The sequence below is a fragment of the Actinoallomurus bryophytorum genome (assembly GCF_006716425.1).
GTDB lineage: Bacteria > Actinomycetota > Actinomycetes > Streptosporangiales > Streptosporangiaceae > Actinoallomurus > Actinoallomurus bryophytorum.
Genome location: NZ_VFOZ01000001.1, coordinates 3247585 through 3262526 on the forward strand (window position 1 = coordinate 3247585; position 14942 = coordinate 3262526).

At 70.8% G+C, this 14942-nt stretch carries 14 protein-coding genes and 1 pseudogene; 9 read left to right on the forward strand and 6 right to left on the reverse strand.

Features of this window, described 5'->3' with window-relative positions:
* Positions 1-65 precede the first annotated feature (65 nt).
* Positions 66-1007, forward strand: coding sequence for an NAD-dependent epimerase/dehydratase family protein (locus FB559_RS15100; RefSeq protein WP_141956211.1), 942 nt, complete (start codon positions 66-68; stop codon positions 1005-1007).
* Here FB559_RS15100 and FB559_RS15105 read toward each other — a convergent pair.
* A complete protein-coding gene (locus FB559_RS15105; protein ID WP_141956212.1) occupies positions 997-2496 on the reverse strand; it encodes a GNAT family N-acetyltransferase in 1500 nt (499 codons plus the stop codon). The genes FB559_RS15100 and FB559_RS15105 overlap by 11 nt on opposite strands.
* A gap of 122 nt (positions 2497-2618) precedes the next feature.
* Positions 2619-3539, reverse strand: a complete 921-nt coding sequence (locus tag FB559_RS15110) for an NADP-dependent oxidoreductase (RefSeq protein ID WP_141956213.1) — start codon at positions 3537-3539, stop codon at positions 2619-2621.
* A gap of 269 nt (positions 3540-3808) precedes the next feature.
* Here FB559_RS15110 and FB559_RS15115 point away from each other — a divergent pair, with 269 nt between their 5' ends.
* The 3 genes from FB559_RS15115 to FB559_RS15125 all read left to right on the forward strand — a co-directional run bounded on the left by FB559_RS15115 (position 3809) and on the right by FB559_RS15125 (position 5966).
* Complete coding sequence (locus FB559_RS15115) at positions 3809-4069, forward strand: hypothetical protein (protein WP_141956214.1); 261 nt, start codon at positions 3809-3811, stop codon at positions 4067-4069.
* A 366-nt stretch (positions 4070-4435) separates the two neighbouring features.
* A complete protein-coding gene (locus tag FB559_RS15120; RefSeq protein ID WP_221640031.1) occupies positions 4436-5518 on the forward strand; it encodes a DUF6745 domain-containing protein in 1083 nt (360 codons plus the stop codon).
* A 10-nt stretch (positions 5519-5528) separates the two neighbouring features.
* Complete coding sequence (locus FB559_RS15125) at positions 5529-5966, forward strand: hypothetical protein (RefSeq protein ID WP_141956216.1); 438 nt, start codon at positions 5529-5531, stop codon at positions 5964-5966.
* Positions 5967-6038: 72 nt separating this feature from the next.
* Here FB559_RS15125 and FB559_RS15130 read toward each other — a convergent pair whose 3' ends face one another.
* Positions 6039-6899 carry an NAD(P)H-binding protein gene (locus FB559_RS15130; protein WP_141956217.1) on the reverse strand — a complete coding sequence of 287 codons (861 nt, stop codon included), beginning with the start codon at positions 6897-6899 and terminating at the stop codon, positions 6039-6041.
* Positions 6900-6982: 83 nt separating this feature from the next.
* Here FB559_RS15130 and FB559_RS15135 point away from each other — a divergent pair, with 83 nt between their 5' ends.
* Positions 6983-7915 carry an AraC family transcriptional regulator gene (locus FB559_RS15135; protein ID WP_141956218.1) on the forward strand — a complete coding sequence of 311 codons (933 nt, stop codon included), beginning with the start codon at positions 6983-6985 and terminating at the stop codon, positions 7913-7915.
* A gap of 60 nt (positions 7916-7975) precedes the next feature.
* On the opposite strand, the gene dnaB is transcribed toward FB559_RS15135, so the two are convergent.
* A complete protein-coding gene (gene dnaB, locus FB559_RS15140; protein ID WP_141961700.1) occupies positions 7976-9313 on the reverse strand; it encodes a replicative DNA helicase in 1338 nt (445 codons plus the stop codon).
* Between the two features lie 337 nt (positions 9314-9650).
* Here dnaB and FB559_RS15145 point away from each other — a divergent pair, with 337 nt between their 5' ends.
* Positions 9651-10967: an MATE family efflux transporter gene (locus FB559_RS15145; RefSeq protein WP_141956219.1), complete on the forward strand. Its 1317-nt coding sequence runs from the start codon at positions 9651-9653 to the stop codon at positions 10965-10967.
* Here the strand turns inward: FB559_RS15145 and FB559_RS15150 are convergent.
* Positions 10945-11565 carry a TetR/AcrR family transcriptional regulator C-terminal domain-containing protein gene (locus FB559_RS15150; protein WP_141956220.1) on the reverse strand — a complete coding sequence of 207 codons (621 nt, stop codon included), beginning with the start codon at positions 11563-11565 and terminating at the stop codon, positions 10945-10947. The genes FB559_RS15145 and FB559_RS15150 overlap by 23 nt on opposite strands.
* 86 nt (positions 11566-11651) lie before the next feature.
* On the opposite strand from FB559_RS15150, the gene FB559_RS15155 reads away from it, so the two are divergent.
* The 3 genes and pseudogenes from FB559_RS15155 to FB559_RS45530 form a co-directional block, all read left to right on the forward strand.
* The gene (locus FB559_RS15155; RefSeq protein ID WP_141956221.1) at positions 11652-13169 is read left to right on the forward strand and encodes an FAD-dependent monooxygenase; all 1518 of its coding nucleotides are present in this window, start codon (positions 11652-11654) and stop codon (positions 13167-13169) included.
* A 77-nt stretch (positions 13170-13246) separates the two neighbouring features.
* Positions 13247-13435 carry a hypothetical protein gene (locus FB559_RS15160; protein ID WP_141956222.1) on the forward strand — a complete coding sequence of 63 codons (189 nt, stop codon included), beginning with the start codon at positions 13247-13249 and terminating at the stop codon, positions 13433-13435.
* Between the two features lie 456 nt (positions 13436-13891).
* Positions 13892-14153 (forward strand): annotated as a pseudogene (locus FB559_RS45530) (integrase core domain-containing protein); the annotation flags it as partial.
* On the opposite strand, the gene FB559_RS15170 reads toward FB559_RS45530, so the two are convergent.
* Positions 14150-14908 (reverse strand): peptidoglycan recognition protein family protein, encoded by a 759-nt coding sequence (locus FB559_RS15170; protein ID WP_246121608.1) that lies wholly within the window; start codon positions 14906-14908, stop codon positions 14150-14152. The pseudogene FB559_RS45530 and the gene FB559_RS15170 overlap by 4 nt on opposite strands.
* Positions 14909-14942 lie beyond the last annotated feature (34 nt).

The following is a 14942-nucleotide window of genomic DNA, read 5'->3' on the forward strand; positions in this document are numbered from 1 at the left end:
CTCCGACCGCGGTGGGAGCGGGTGCGGGCGGCACCGCCGGTACGCAGCGCCTAGGCTTGCCCGACATGCGGACTCTCGTGACCGGCGGTGCCGGGTTCATCGGCTCTCATGTGACCGACGCCTTTCTCGCCGACGGCGACGAGGTCGTCATCCTGGATGATCTGTCCCGCGGGCGGCCGGGGCGGGTGGATCCCTCGGCCACCGTCCACAAGGTCGGCATCTCCGACGCGGACGGGCTGAAGTCGGTCGTCGAGCGGACGCGCCCGCAGGTGATCTGCCACCTCGCGGCGCAGATCGACGTACGTGTCTCGGTCGACTCGCCGGCGGCCGACGCGGCGATCAACATCGTCGGCACGGTCAACGTGCTGGAGGCCGCGCGCGCCGTCGGGGCCCGGGTCGTGTTCGCCAGTACGGGCGGGGCGATCTACGGTGCCGGTGTTCCGGTGCCCTCCTCCGAGGACGAACTCCCCGGGCCGGAGGCGCCGTACGGGACGGCGAAGTACTGCGCCGAGCAGTACCTCGGCCTCTACAACCGGCTGTACGGCACCACGCACGCGGCGCTGCGGCTCGCGAACGTCTACGGTCCCCGGCAGGACCCGACCGGTGAGGCCGGTGTCGTCGGGATCTTCTGCGGCCGCGCTCTGCAGGGCGAGCGGCCGTTGGTCTACGGCGACGGTGGCCAGACCCGCGACTACGTCTACGTCGGCGACGTGGCACAGGCGTTCGTCACCGCGGCCCGTACCGACCTGGCCGGCATCTGGAACATCGGCACCAGCCGGGAGACCAGTGTGCTGGAGCTGATCGACGTGGTCGGCAAGGCCGCAGGCCGCAGGCTCGACCCGGAGTTCGCGCCGGCGCGTCCCGGTGAGGTGCTACGCAGCGCCCTCGCGGTCGAACGCGCACGCGCCGAGCTGGGCTGGACCGCACGCACCGACCTGGCCGACGGCGTACGCGAGGTCTACCGCTGGATCGAGGCGAGCTCTCCCGACCGCGGGCTCACGGCTTGATCCGGTAGTGATACCCGTGTGACCGGACGAAGCCGGCACGCGTGTAGAGGCCGAGCGCGGGGTCGTTGCCCTCCTCGACCTGGAGGTAGAGCCGGGCCGCGCCCTGGTCCGCGGCCCATCGCGCGCCGGCTCCGAGCACCGCGCGCGCGACGCCCTGGCCACGCGATGACGGGCGGGTCGCCATCGCGAAGACGCCGGCCCATCCCGAGTCGGCGGCGAACAGGCCCATCCCGGCCGCCCGGCCATCGCGCGTCACGCTCACGAACGCGGCGGGTGCGGCGATGCGGGCGATGACCTTCTCGCCGACCAGAGTGCTGTCGGTGTGCTCGTCCAGCTCGGTGAAGGTCTTCAGCCAGGCGTCCGGCCGCTCGCTCAGCGAGACCGGCGCGGGTTCGGTCGCCGCCACGACATCGGCGGTGAAGGCCGTCATCACCGACGTCGGCGCGTCGATCCGGTAGCCGCGGCCCGCCAGCGCCGCGTCCAGCGGCTGGTCAGGGCCGAGCTGCACCATGACGGGCCGGTCCCGGTCGCGGTAGAACGCCTCGACGTGGTCGATCGGTGCGCCCGGATCCCACGCCGCCGGCGGGATGGCGGAGTTCGAACGCCGTCGCCGGATGCCGGGCGTGTGCCGCAGCAGCCAGCCCGACTCCTCGCGTACGAGACCGGCGGGCCAGGCCGCGAAGGCCCGGCGCTCGACCTCGCGGACCACCGACGTCTCGCAGGCGTCCACCACGGCGCCGACCAGCCCGGCGAGCGTCTCCTGGTCCTCGGCTCGCGCGGGTTCGTACTCGGTGATGCCGAGCCCGGCGATCTCGAAGCGCCCGGCGAGGGCGGTGACCATCTCGATCACCTGGCCGGGCGTCAGGCCACCGGGCTCGGGCGCGCCGACGGACGCGAACGAGCCGGGGTCCAGGACGTCGAGGTCGAGGTGGACGTACACCGCCTCCGCGTCGCCGACCGCGTTCATCAGCGCGGCCGTGTCGAACGCGATCGGGAGACCGTCCGCGTACGCGCGCTCGGCCGGGTCGAGGGCGCGTGCGCCGGCGAGCACGACCTGTTCGCGACGGAGCGGCCGGTCCGGCACCAGGCCGCCCGGTCCCTCGCCCAGAAGTGTGCGGAGCACCATGCCGTGGAACGCCCCCGACGGCGACGACTCCGGGGTGTTGAGGTCGCCGTGCGCGTCGAACCAGACCACCGCGAGCCGGTCGCCGTGCCGCCGTACGGCCGCCGCGACCGGCTCCAGCTCCACCCCGCAGTCACCGCCCGCGACCAGCGTCAGACCTCGGCGGCCTTCGAGCGCGGCCCTGATCTTCGCGGCGTTCGCCGCCAGCACGTGGTCGCCCGTCTCGTCCGTGATGTCCACGCGTACGCGCTCGGCGGCGGCCGGAACGAGGCCGGCCAGCAGCCGGGCACCCTCACGCAGCCGGCGCGCGGTGCCCGAAGCGGAGCCCTGCCACTGGGGTGCCTCCACGACGGTGATCTCGGGCAACGGCGTTCCCTCCCGGCAGACGCGGCGTCCACGCCGGACGCATCTTCGCCGGGAGCCTAACGCCCGTCGCGTCCGGTCACCTACGGGATTTCGGCACCTCACGGGGCGTGCCGGGGCCTACGTCAGGGCCGGAGCACGATCTTGCCGCGGGTGTGACGGCGTTCGAGCTCCCGGTACGCCTCGCGCACCTCGGTGAGGGGGTAGGCGTTGGCGATCGGCACCTCGAGCCGCCCATCGGCGATCAGGCCGGCCAGCTCGGTGAGGACCTCGGCGCTCGCTCCGGCCATGTTGCCCTCGGCCTTCACGCCGAACTTCTCCACGGCGGCGAAGTCGATGATCGTGTCGATGCGCTCGGTCTCGACGCCGAGTTCGAGGGCCAGCTCGACGTAGCCGTCGCCGTAGGTGTCGATGAACGCGTCGATCCGGCCGGACGCCGCGGTGCGGATGCGCTCGGCCACTCCATCGCCGTACGCCACCGGGACCACCCCGTGGGCGGAGAGCCACTCGTGGTTGGCCTCGCTCGCCAGGCCGATGACCGTGGCTCCCGCGGCCTTGGCGAGCTGGACGGCCAGCGAACCCACGCCACCGGCGGCGCCGGAGACCACGACGATGTCGCCCTCTCCGACCGCGACCGCGCGTACCGCGGCCCACGCCGTCGTACCGGCGACGAACAGGGCGCCGGCCACGTCCCAGGGGACACCGGCGGGCCGGCGGGCGAGATCGGCGCTCTCCACCACGACCAGCTCCGCCTGGCCGGCCCGGTTGTGGGTGAAGCCGATCACCTCGTCGCCGGCCGCGAAGTCGCCGACGCCCTCGCCGACCTCCTCGATCACACCGGCGAGATCACTGCCCTGACCGGACGGGAACGTCGAGGGCCACCTCTCGGCGAACGCCCCCTTGCGGATCGCCGCCTCGCCCGGGTTGATACCGGCCGCCTTCACCCGCACCAGAACCTGGCCGGGTCCCGGGACCGGCCGGTCCACCTCCACGACCTGCAACACGTCGATTCCGCCGTACTCATCGAATCTGACCGCCTGCGGCATTTGTCTCCCCTTTGACGCCCGATGGCTGTGCACAACAGCGAAAACCTCGACGATCTTCCATATTCAGGCACAAAGTCACCCGTAGGTGTACGTACATGTGTCAACCATGGGGAACCGCGCGACCTGGGCTTACCGGCATAGCCTGATGAAGATCGGACGACTTTCACGAGCTTTGTACGGCCCCGGAACCGAGCGGCTCATCAGGTGTGTGCCGACGGGGCTGGCCGTGAAAAGGACCGAGGGGGGTCTCAATGAGAATCCGGACACGGATGGCAGGGGCCATAGCCGGCTCCGCCTTCGCTGGTCTCGCCGCACTCGCGGTGGGCGCGGCCGCACCGGCCGGCGCACAGCAGCTCCGTCCCGCCGCCCAGACCGTCAGCGCCGCACCCGCGCCCGCACAGGTCGCGGTCGCCCCGCAGTGCTGGGACGGTGACTGTGGCTGGGGCGACGGCGGCTGGGGTGACGACGACTGGGGTGACGACAGCTGGGGCGGCGGCTGGGACAGCTGGAATGGCGGCTGGGGCTGGTGACCCGCACCTAGAGATGTTCGCCAAGGCTCACATCCGGGCGTAGGCCCGGAACGGCCTGTGTGGTCGCCGCCGTTGGTGGTTCTCACCGCGGGGACGCCGCGACAGCCGGTGGGCCTGTGGCCGGGCCGGGGCCGAGAGGTGTGATCGAGCACCTCGCCGCGAGAGGCGGGCGGCTTCGCGACGACGCCGGGCATTCCGGCGCTCTTCGCGGTCACCCGCTCATCGCAACGGCCCCGACCTGGCTTTCCGCCTTCTGGCCGTACGGGCTTCCGGGCCGATGGCGGAATCGCCTGTTGGACAGGATCCGTATTCCTGTGTCACCATTCTCGACATGATCGTGAGAAAGGACGACGTCACCTTCATCTGGTGAGCGTTCGTGTGCAGCGCGAAGCTGCCGAAATCCGCGAAGAATGGCTGGGCTGGGCGTTGTCCACGCTGCCCGCCGACCGTACGGCCGCAGAGGCCGCCATCTCCGGCCTGTACCACCTGATCGGGCTGGACCCACCGCGTTTCCACTGGGTGTCCTCACCGGTCACCGCCCTGACGACCGTCCCGCCGGGTCTACGTCCACGGCCTTCGGAGACCATCGAGCAGGTAGCGGAATGGCCACTGCCGCGACGCCTCTCCGCACTGATGAGCGCGCTGTCGGTGGAGCTCGACAGGCGGTTCGGAGTCGCCTACCACCCAATGGATCGACTCGCCCATCACGAAATCCGCGCCCCGATTCGACTGTCCGTCATCAACGCACTCCTCACACCACTCCGAGCCGCCCACGACTCGCCGCTTCACATGAGATTCGCCTGGTACGACGTGCCGTGCGTCTCGAAGGTCGCCCACTACGACGCCCTCCGCCGGCTGACCGGCCTGCCCTTCACCCCCGAACAGACCCGGCAGTTCGAGCTGTGGGCGACGCTTGCCCGTACGTGCGGATGGTGGTGGCCCCGCGAGGACGTGTGCGTCGTCTCCGAGCGGCCCGTCGCGATGCAGACCGAGGCGTCGGTCGACGAACGCGCGGTGCGCCTGCACCATCCGGACGGCCCCGCGCTGCGTTATGCGGACGGGTGGGACGTACACGCCTGGCACGGGACGCAGGTGCCCCCGTGGGTGATCACTGATCCCACCGCCTGGCGGATCACGCAGGAGGCCAACGTCGAGGTCCGGCGATGCGCGATCGAGCGGATCGGCTGGGCGTCCTACATCGACCAGGCCTGCCTGCGGCCGGTCGCCTCCGCGCCGGACCCTGGCAATCCGGACTCGCAGCTCCACCTCTATGACATGCGCAAGGAGACCAGGGTGCTCCTCGCGGTCAACGGCTCCCTCGAACGTGACGGCCGCCGCCGCCGGTACGGCCTGACCGTGCCGGGCTTCCTCAATGACCCGATCGCCGCCGCCGGCTGGACCTACGGGCTGTCCGCCGAGCAGTACTCCCTTCTTCTCCGCCGAACCTGAGGTGACCTTCATGACTGTGACTCTTGGCTCCCTTTCCGAACAGACCGGCCTCGCCGTGCTCGACCATCTCGAGCGGTCGGTGAGCATCCCCGTCGTCGACGGGCTTCAGGCCCAGGGCGACCTCATCGTCATCCCGTACTCCGTGATCGCCTCGTCGGTACGGCTCTGGCCGACGGCCGTCTGGACGAGCGTCCCCTCCGAAGGAGTCGAGCTGCTCCGCGGCGCGGCCGGGGGCAACCCGCACACGCTGGTCGCCGAGCCGGGCACGTGCCGGTGGACGACCACGATGACGGACGCCGACGGCCTCGCGATCGGCGCCTTCGATGCCTCGGCCGTCGTCTACCTGCTCCACCCGGAACACGGTGCCACCGGCTGCGCGCCGGGCACGTATGTCGTCCGCCGCCAGCGCGAGCGGGAAGGACAGCGGGCGCGCCTCGTCGCGGACTGATCGCGGCTCATGTGGGGGGCCGGCCGCGGCAGGGCGCATGGGGGCCCCTGCCGCGGCCGGTCCGCTGTGGGCCTACCGGGAGGCCCCGGTCGCCGGCCGGTTCCAGTGGCCCGCGGCGGCGGTCTCGGCGACGTAGTCCTCGAATGGCCTGGGTGGCCGGCCGAGGGCCCGTTCCACGCCGTCAGAGACCGGGGCGCCCCGGCCGTCGCGGATGGCCACGTGGAGGCCGGTGAGCAGCCGGGCGACGTCGACGGGGACGCCGTGGGCGACCTGGCGCTCGGTGAAGACCTCGGGGTCGACGTCGACGTGACGGATCGCGCGCCCGGTGGCCTTGCCGATGAGGTCGGCCGCCTCGCCGAAGCCGATCGCCCGCGGGCCGGTCAGCTGGTAGGTCTGGCCGCCATGGCGGTCCTCGGTCAGCGCCGACGCGGCGACCTCGGCGATGTCCTCGGCGTCGACGAACGGCGTGCACCCGTCACCGGTGGGCAGGGACAGGGTCCCGGCGAGGACCTGTGGCAGCCAGAAGGTCTCACCGAAGTTCTGCGAGAACCAGTCCGGTCGCAGGATGGTCCATTCGACACCGGAGCCGCGTACGGCCTGTTCGGCGGCCTTGAGGGGATGACTGTCGTCGGCCGCACCGACGCCGTGGGCCGACAGCAGGACCAGCCGCCGTACTCCCGCTGCGACCGCCGCGGCCACGAATCTGGGAACGCGCGACCGGCCGTCGGTGTCCGTCCGCAGGCGGGGTTCCAGGACATAGGCGGCGGTGACTCCGTCGAGCGCGGGCGCCCAGGTCGCCGGGTCGTCCAGGTCGAGGGGGATGTCGGCGCCGGTGCGGGACGCCGTCCGTACAGGCCGGCCGCCGGCCTGAAGACGCCGGGCGATGCGGCGGCCGGTCGTGCCGGTGCCGCCGAGGATGAGAGTGTTCTTCACATCTCCCAGAGAACTCTCGGACTCAAAGACGATCCATGGGAGAATGTCGTCAATACATTTGTGATCGTCTACCGGTGGGTGGCGTGGACGTTCTGAGCGACCTGCTGCACCGGGCCCGCGCCCGAAACGCACCGGTCAGGCAGCTGATCCAGCGACCGCCGTGGTCGCTCACCTTCGCCGACGCTCCTCCGCTGACGGTCATGGCCACGCTCGGCGGCCACGCCTCGATCCGGCTCGACGACGCCGCGGCCGTGCGTCTCGCCGCCGGTGACATCGCCCTCATCAGCACCGTCGGCCGGTACACGATCGCCGACGACCCATCCACCCCACCCCAGGTCGTCATCCGGGGACAGAGGAAATACGTCGTCGGCGGAGACGATGAGGTGGCGACGGAGCGAAGTCTGGCCCCCCGCACGTACGGCGACGGTCTGCCGGGGGCCACGATCATGCTCCGGGGCGCTTACGAACTCCGCGGCGACGTGGGCGACCGCCTGCTGGACATGCTCCCGCCGCTGGCAATCGTGCCCGCCGGGCCGCGGACCCGTGCGGCGCTGGATCTGCTCGCCACCGAGGTCGCCTGTGACGAACCCGGTCAGGACGCCATCCTCGACCGGCTACTGGACTTCGTGCTCGTGCTGGCATTGCGAGCATGGTGCGCCAGGCCGGAGTCGGCGCCCGCCTGGTATCGGGCGCTGGCCGATCCCGCCATCGGCGACGCGCTGCGCTTCCTGCATGCCGATCCCGCCCACCGGTGGACGGTCGCCGCACTGGCCGCCGAGGTCGGCATGTCCCGCGCCGCCTTCGCCGCACGCTTCACCGGGCTGGTCGGCGAGCCTCCGCTCACCTACCTCACCGGCTGGCGGATGACCTTGGCGGCGGACCTGCTCCGCGACACCGAGGCGACCATCGCCACCGTGGCCCGCAAGGTCGGCTACGAGGACGCCTTCGCCTTCAGCGTGGCGTTCAAACGCGCCCGCGGCGTCACCCCCTCGGCCTGGCGCCGGCAGGTGCGCTGACTCCGCATCGCGTGGACCACCGGCGCGGTATCGGACCGGGCCGCAGGCCGTGCGTCCTCGTCAGTGGGCCATGTCGACGAAGCGGCTGTAGTGGCCCTGGAAGGCGACCGTGACCGTCGCGGTGGGGCCGTTACGGTGCTTGGCCACGATCAGGTCCGCCTCACCCGCGCGCGGGGACTCCTTCTCGTACGCGTCCTCACGGTGCAACAGGATCACAACGTCGGCATCTTGCTCAATTGACCCAGACTCACGCAAGTCGGACACCATCGGTTTCTTGTCCGTGCGTTGCTCGGGACCTCGGTTGAGCTGGGAGAGGGCGATGACCGGGACCTCCAGCTCCTTGGCGAGGAGCTTCAACGACCGGGAGAACTCCGAGACCTCGACCTGGCGGCTTTCGACGCGCTTACCGGACTGCATCAGCTGCAGATAGTCGATGATGACCATGCGCAGGTCGTGCTGCTGCTTGAGGCGGCGGCACTTGGCCCTGATCTCCATCATCGACATGTTGGGTGAGTCGTCGATGAACAGCGGCGCCTCGGCGACCTCGCTCATCCGGCGGGCCAGGCGGGTCCAGTCCTCGTCGTTCATCGAGCCCGAGCGCATCGCGTGCAGCGCGACCCGCGCCTCCGCCGACAGCAGGCGCATGGTGATCTCGTTGCGCCCCATTTCGAGGCTGAAGACCACCGTGGCGAGCTGATGCTTGATCGCCGCCGCCCGTGCCAGGTCCAGTGCAAGTGTTGACTTACCGATGGCGGGCCTGGCCGCGATGATGACCATCTGGCCGGGGTGCAGGCCGTTGGTCAGGGCGTCCAGGTCGGTGAAGCCGGTGGGGACGCCGACCATCTGGCCGCCGCGGCTGCCGATGGCCTCGATCTCGTCCAGGGCGCCCGGCATGATGTCGCTCAGCGGGGCGTAGTCCTCGCCGGTGCGCTTGTCGGCGATCGCGTACACCTCGGCCTGGGCGCGGTCGAGCAGGTCGTCCGCGTCGGCGCCGTCGGTGCTGTAGCCGAGCTGGGCGATGCGGGTGCCCACCTCGACCAGCCGCCGGAGGATGGCCTTCTCCTCGACGATCTTCGCGTAGTAACCGGCGTTGGCCGCCGTGGGAACCGAGGCGACCAGGGTGTGGAGGTAGGGCGCGTCGCCGATGCGGCTGAGCTCGCCGCGCTTGAGCAGCTCGTCCTTGATGGTGATGGCGTCGACCGGGTCGCCCCGGCCGTACAGGTCGAGGATGCGGTCGTAGACGGTCTGGTGTGCCGGCCGGTAGAAGTCGCGGCTCTGGAGCAGCTCGATGACCTCGGCGACGGAGTTTTGGGAGATCAGCATGCTGCCGAGCACGCACTGCTCGGCCGCCAGGTCGTGGGGCGGCGTGCGCTCGAACTCGCGCTCGTGGGATGACATCTCGGTGACACTCACATCCGCACCCCCCGTCGCCCCAACCGCTCACATCCTCCACGTCTATCTCACCGCTACGACAGTTTGGGTGCTGTGCGGCCCGTACGCAAAGGCGGCTGTGGAGCCCGCTGTGGACGGCCTGTGCAACACGCCGACACGGCTGTGCACAGCGCCTGTGGACAGCCTGTGGATTTCTCTGTCACCTCGCCGAATTACCTGCTTGAGCTGCGGAAACGCCGTCCACCACCTGTGAGTTGAAGAAACCACAGACGCCCGTCATCCACAGGTCGCCCACAGTGCCCGGTAAGCGACCGCTGTCGCCGGTGCCCTACGGTTTCGAGTCATGGCACTTCGGCACCCGCACGACCCGGAGATCCTGCGCCTCGCACTCCCGGCGTTCGGGGCGCTCGTGGCCGAGCCGCTGTTCCTGCTGACGGATTCGGCGATCATCGGTCATCTGGGCACGGTCCCCCTCGGCGCGCTCGGCGTCGCCGGTCAGATCCTGTCGACGTTCGTGAGCCTGTGCATCTTCCTCGCGTACACCACCACGGCGTCCGTCGCGCGGCAGATCGGCGCCGGGAACGTACGGGAGGCCGTCCGGCAGGGTGTCGACGGCATCTGGCTCGCCGCGGTCATCGGAGTGCTGATCATCGCGGTGGGCTGGCCGCTCACGCCGGCCCTCGTCGACGCCTTCGGCGCGTCGGCTTCGGTGGCGCCGCAGGCGGAGACCTACCTTCACATCAGCCTCTTCGGCGTACCGGGCATGCTCATCGTGCTGGCCGGCACCGGCGTGCTGCGCGGCATGCAGGACACCCGTACGCCGCTGTACGTCTCTGTCGGCATGTTCGCGCTCAACGGCGCCCTGGGCGCGCTGTTCGTGCTCGGCCTCGGCTGGGGCATCGCCGGTTCCGCCTGGGGGACCGTGCTCGCGCAGACGGGCGGAGCGGTCCTGTACGCCGCCGCGGTCGCGCGCGGCGCCCGGCGTCACGGCGCGCCGCTGCGGCCGGACGCCAAGGGGCTGCGGGCATCGACGAGCGCCGGCTTCAACCTGATGATCCGCACGCTGAGCCTGCGGGTCGTCCTGGTCATCGGCACGGCCGTGGCGGCGCGCATGGGCGACGTCCAGATCGCCGCCCACCAGATCGCCTCGAACGTCTGGTCGCTGCTGGCCTTCGCGCTGGATGCCATCGCGATCGCCGGGCAGGCCATCACCGGCCGCTACCTCGGCGCCGAGGACGTGGCGGGCGCCCGGGCGGCCACCCGGCGGATGATCGAGTGGGGGATCGCGTCCGGCGTGGTGTTCGCCCTGCTCGTCCTGGCCGGCCGGCCGTGGCTGCCGGCGGTGTTCACCTCCGACCCGGCGGTACGTTCGCAGCTGCTGGCCGCCCTCATCGTGGTGGCGCTGCTCGAACCCATCGCGGGTGTGGTGTTCGTGCTGGACGGCGTTCTGATCGGCGCCGGTGACCAGGCGTACCTCGCGGTGGCGGGTGTCATCCAGACGGCGGCGTTCCTGCCCGTCGCCTGGCTCGTGCACGTCTACGGCGGCGGGCTGGTCGCCCTCTGGCTCGCGATCGGGGTGTGGATGGCCGCCCGCCTGATCACGCTCGGCCTGCGCGCGCGCAACGACGCGTGGCTGGTTACCGGGGCCGTACGGCGCTGAGCTGGGCGCGCATACCGTCGAGCATCCTCTGCAGGCCGTACTCGAACAGGGTGTCGCGGTCGAGTGCGACCGCTCCGCCGGCGGCGAGAAGGGGGAGCTCGCCGGGATCAAGGGCGGGTGGCGCGTCGTCCTCGCGTTCGGGGTCGGCCTGCTCGTCCAGGGCGAAGCCGCTCACGTAGTGCCCGAGGACGATGATGGCGCGTACCGCGTCCTGGGGGTCGAACCCCGCCTCGACCAGCACGCTCAGGGTGCGCTCGATGCGCGGCAGGCTGTCGGCGGTGGGCCGGTTGCCGGCGGCGAGCCGCGCGCCGTCGCGGTGGGCCAGCATCGTGCGGCGGCGTATCCGCATCCCCTCGGCGAGCCACTCGTCCCAGGACTGGCCGGGCTCGGGACGCCCGCTGGAGCCGCGGTCGGCGCGTTCGACGGCGGCGGCGGCGAGGTGGTCGAGAAGGTCCTGTTTGCTGGCGAAGTGCCAGTACAGGGCCGGCGCCTGGACGCCGAGCTCCTTGGCCAGCCGTCGTAGCGACAGGCCGTCGAGCCCGACCTCGTCGATGAGGCGCAGGGCGGTGTCCAGCACGGTCTCGCGATCGAGGGCCATCCTCGCCTCCCTTCTCCGCTTGACAATTTAACACCGTTCAATCAACCTTAACGACGTTAAGGACTTAACACCGTTAAGGGGGCATCATGAAGTACGACGTGGTCATCTCGGGAGGGGGCCCGATCGGGCTGTTCCTCGCCTGCGAGCTGCGGGCGCACGGGGTCAGTACGGTCGTGCTGGAGCGCCGGTCCGGGATCGACCCGACGCTCAAGGCCGGCGGGGTGAGCGGCCGGGGCGCGGACATCCTCACTCGGAGGGGCATCGTCGATCTCCTCGGCCCGCTGCCGACGATCGCCGACCTCATGGGCGACCGAAAGCCCGGTGGCGAAGGTCCGCGAGCAGGCGCCGCACGGGGCTCTCTGCCCACGGGGCACTTCGCGGGGCTCTGGATCCTGCGCGGCGGATCGTCCTCGTCCACCGCGCTGATCTTCGCTCAGCAGCAGCGGGTCGAGGAGGTCCTGGAGAAGCGCGCGGTCGAGCTCGGCGTCGACGTACGCCGCGGTCACACCGTCGTCGGGCTGGACCAGGACGACTCCGGCGTCACGGTCGCGGTCGAGGGACCGCGAGGGCCGTACGACCTGCATACGGAATGGCTGGTCGGCTGCGATGGAGGGCGCAGCGCCGTGCGCAAGATGGCGGGCTTCGCCTTCCCGGGCCTGGACGGAGTGATCACCGGGCGCCAGGCTCTCGCCGACTTCGATGACCCGGACTTCTTCCCGATGGGCTGGCACCGGACCGAACACGGCCTGATCGCCCGTGGCCCGATGCCGAAGCGCGTCTTCACGGTGGAGTTCGACGGACCACCGGCCGACCGTGACGCGCCCATCACCCGCGAAGAGATCCAGGAGTCGGTACGGCGCGTGACCGGCACCTCCGTCACCATCACCGGCATGCACTCGGTGACCCGCTTCACCGACAACACCCGGCAGGCGTCGACGTACCGGCTCGGCCGGGTGCTGCTGGCCGGCGACGCGGCGCACGTCCACCCCCCGTTCGGCGGCCAGGGCCTCAACCTCGGACTGAGCGACGCGGTCAACCTGGGCTGGAAGCTCGCCGCGTCCGTACACGGCTGGGCGCCCGAGGGTCTCCTGGACACCTACTCGACCGAGCGCCATCCGGTCGCGGAGCGCGTGCTGCACAACACACGGGCGCAGGTGGCGCTGATGCAGCCGGGCCCCTGGGTGGACGCGTTGCGCGACATCTTCACCGCACTCGCCGAGACCCCGGAGGCCAATCGGCTGCTCTCGGACCTGATGGGGGCGCTCGACGTCCGCTATGAGGCGAGCGGCGACCATCCGCTGGCCGGGCAGTACTGTCCCGACTTCACGCTGAAGACCTCTCTCGGGGAGACGCGGGTGAAGGACCTGTCGCGCGGCGGACGGGGACTGCTGCTCGACCTGGCCGACCGCGAGGACGTGCGCGACGCCGTACGGCCGTGGGCGGACCGGATCGAGGCCGTCACCGGCGCCACCGAGACGCCGTCCGATGCCGCCGACGCCGTCCTCGTACGGCCGGACGGTTACGTCGCGTGGGCCGGTGAGGATGTCGGTGGCCTGCGAGAGGCTGTACGGCGGTGGTTCGGCGAGGCGCCTGCCGCCCCATGAGACACCGGCTCGGAACGCACGCTTCATCCGTCTCACAAAGCCACTCGAATGTCGGTGGATCACGCTAGACTTCGAACATGTGTTCTACTCATGGCGAGCGCCTCGCCAGCCTCACTCGGGCGATCGACGATCTCGCGGCCGAGGGTCTGGGCGGCCTTCCACCTGATGCCTGGGCCGAGCGGGTCGCGGGCATCTGGGCTCTCGTCGAAGGGCTCGACCCCGACGTCGCGCGCCGTCGCGCCCGCTACACGACCGTCGAGACCTGACCGGCGATGCTTCAGTGCCTGGTCGCACCAGACGATCACCGATGCCCGCCATGGCCCGGTCGAGGCCATGCGCGGTGCACGACCAGGCACAACCCTCGACCTTCACGACCTGACCATCGGGACGCGACGGCCCGCGGGTGTCTGACAGATCGCACTCGTGGCGAGTGGTGTTCGGTCGGCGTGCCGTGCGGCGGACGTGGGAGTCGGCCTGGTGTCGGCCGGCGCCCGGCGACAACGCGGCGAGGTGCCGTCTTGGCGTCGCGCGGCAGGACGGGGATTTGTCAGATCCCCTCCGGATCGCCTCGGGAGTCGCGGCGAACGGCAGTGCGACCGCGGACGTTACACGACTGAGCGAGACCCTTGATGTACGGCGGTCCGGTGACGGCGATGCGACGGCGAAGGACGCCGAGTGGCGTCCAACGGCGGAGCATCGCCGCCACCCCTCTTGGCTGACGACACCGGCGACGCGAACCCCTACGAGGCGCCTTCCCGCCGCGACCGATTCGTGTTCGCGAGACAACCAACGGCAAGGTCGAACGCCTCAACCGCGCTTTGCTGGAGGAATGGGCCTACACCCGCCCCTACCGGTCAGAGACCGAACGACGCGACGCCTTTCCCGCCTGGCCTCCACACCTGCAATCACCACTGCGGACACACCGCGCTGAAGGGCCGACCACCCGCCAGCCGCGTCCCCGACCTCACAGGACAGAACACCTAGTGCCCGGCGGTCCGGTGACGGCGATGCGACAGCAAAGAACGCCGGGTGGTGTCCGACGGCGGATCATCGCCGCCGTCCGGATCGCCGGTCTCCCGGCCGATGACATGGGCGACCTGCTTGCGGAGGCGGGGGAGCCGCCGGTACAGCACGTCGCCGGGGCAGTCGGTGCTGTTGTAGTCGCGGTGGCCGACGATCGCGGTGGCCGGATCGAGATCATGCGCGACGCACAGCCAGGCGCAGACCTCGACCAGTGACCTCCAGAGCTTGGCCGGCACGTCATCCTTGATGTAGGTGCCTTCGTTCTCGATCCCGAGAGTGTGCTGGTTGTGGTGCAGCGACTGTGCACCGATCACGAGTCCGTTGCGCGCGACGGCCTGCAGGCTGCCCGCCCGTCCCTCCATGATGAGCCCGCCCCGGCTGATCGTCAGCTGCTCCCCGATGTCGTCCCAGCCGCGGGTCTGCATGTGAAACCGCTGAATCTGCCGCGACAGCCCGAACGCGTGCGCCCGCGACGTCTCACTCGTGTTGGGTGACGCGGTGTGGTGGACGATGATGTGATCGGGTGGCCGGTCGAGCAACCGCGGCGGCCGTTTGGGCGAGACCGCTCCCCAGTCCTTGCGCGTGTATATCTTCGGCACGTCGTCAGCATTGGCCCGCATCGCACCTCCGGCAAGCATCACGTCCGCGGCGGCGACCCCGATCGCCGTACGCAGCAGATTCCGGCGGAGTATCCCCTCGGCGCCGATCCCGATCACCCCCGCTCCCGCGACTGATCGCCAGCGTAATGAG

Coding starts and splice junctions, on each gene's coding strand:
- FB559_RS15115 (WP_141956214.1), top strand. CDS start 3,809: ATGGCAGGGGCCATAGCCGGCTCCGCCTTCGCTGGTCTCGCCGCACTC.
- FB559_RS15125 (WP_141956216.1), top strand. CDS start 5,529: ATGACTGTGACTCTTGGCTCCCTTTCCGAACAGACCGGCCTCGCCGTG.
- FB559_RS15160 (WP_141956222.1), top strand. CDS start 13,247: ATGTGTTCTACTCATGGCGAGCGCCTCGCCAGCCTCACTCGGGCGATC.
- FB559_RS15110 (WP_141956213.1), bottom strand. CDS start 3,539: ATGCCGCAGGCGGTCAGATTCGATGAGTACGGCGGAATCGACGTGTTG.
- FB559_RS15100 (WP_141956211.1), top strand. CDS start 66: ATGCGGACTCTCGTGACCGGCGGTGCCGGGTTCATCGGCTCTCATGTG.
- dnaB (WP_141961700.1), bottom strand. CDS start 9,313: ATGTCATCCCACGAGCGCGAGTTCGAGCGCACGCCGCCCCACGACCTG.
- FB559_RS15150 (WP_141956220.1), bottom strand. CDS start 11,565: ATGGCCCTCGATCGCGAGACCGTGCTGGACACCGCCCTGCGCCTCATC.
- FB559_RS15145 (WP_141956219.1), top strand. CDS start 9,651: ATGGCACTTCGGCACCCGCACGACCCGGAGATCCTGCGCCTCGCACTC.
- FB559_RS15155 (WP_141956221.1), top strand. CDS start 11,652: ATGAAGTACGACGTGGTCATCTCGGGAGGGGGCCCGATCGGGCTGTTC.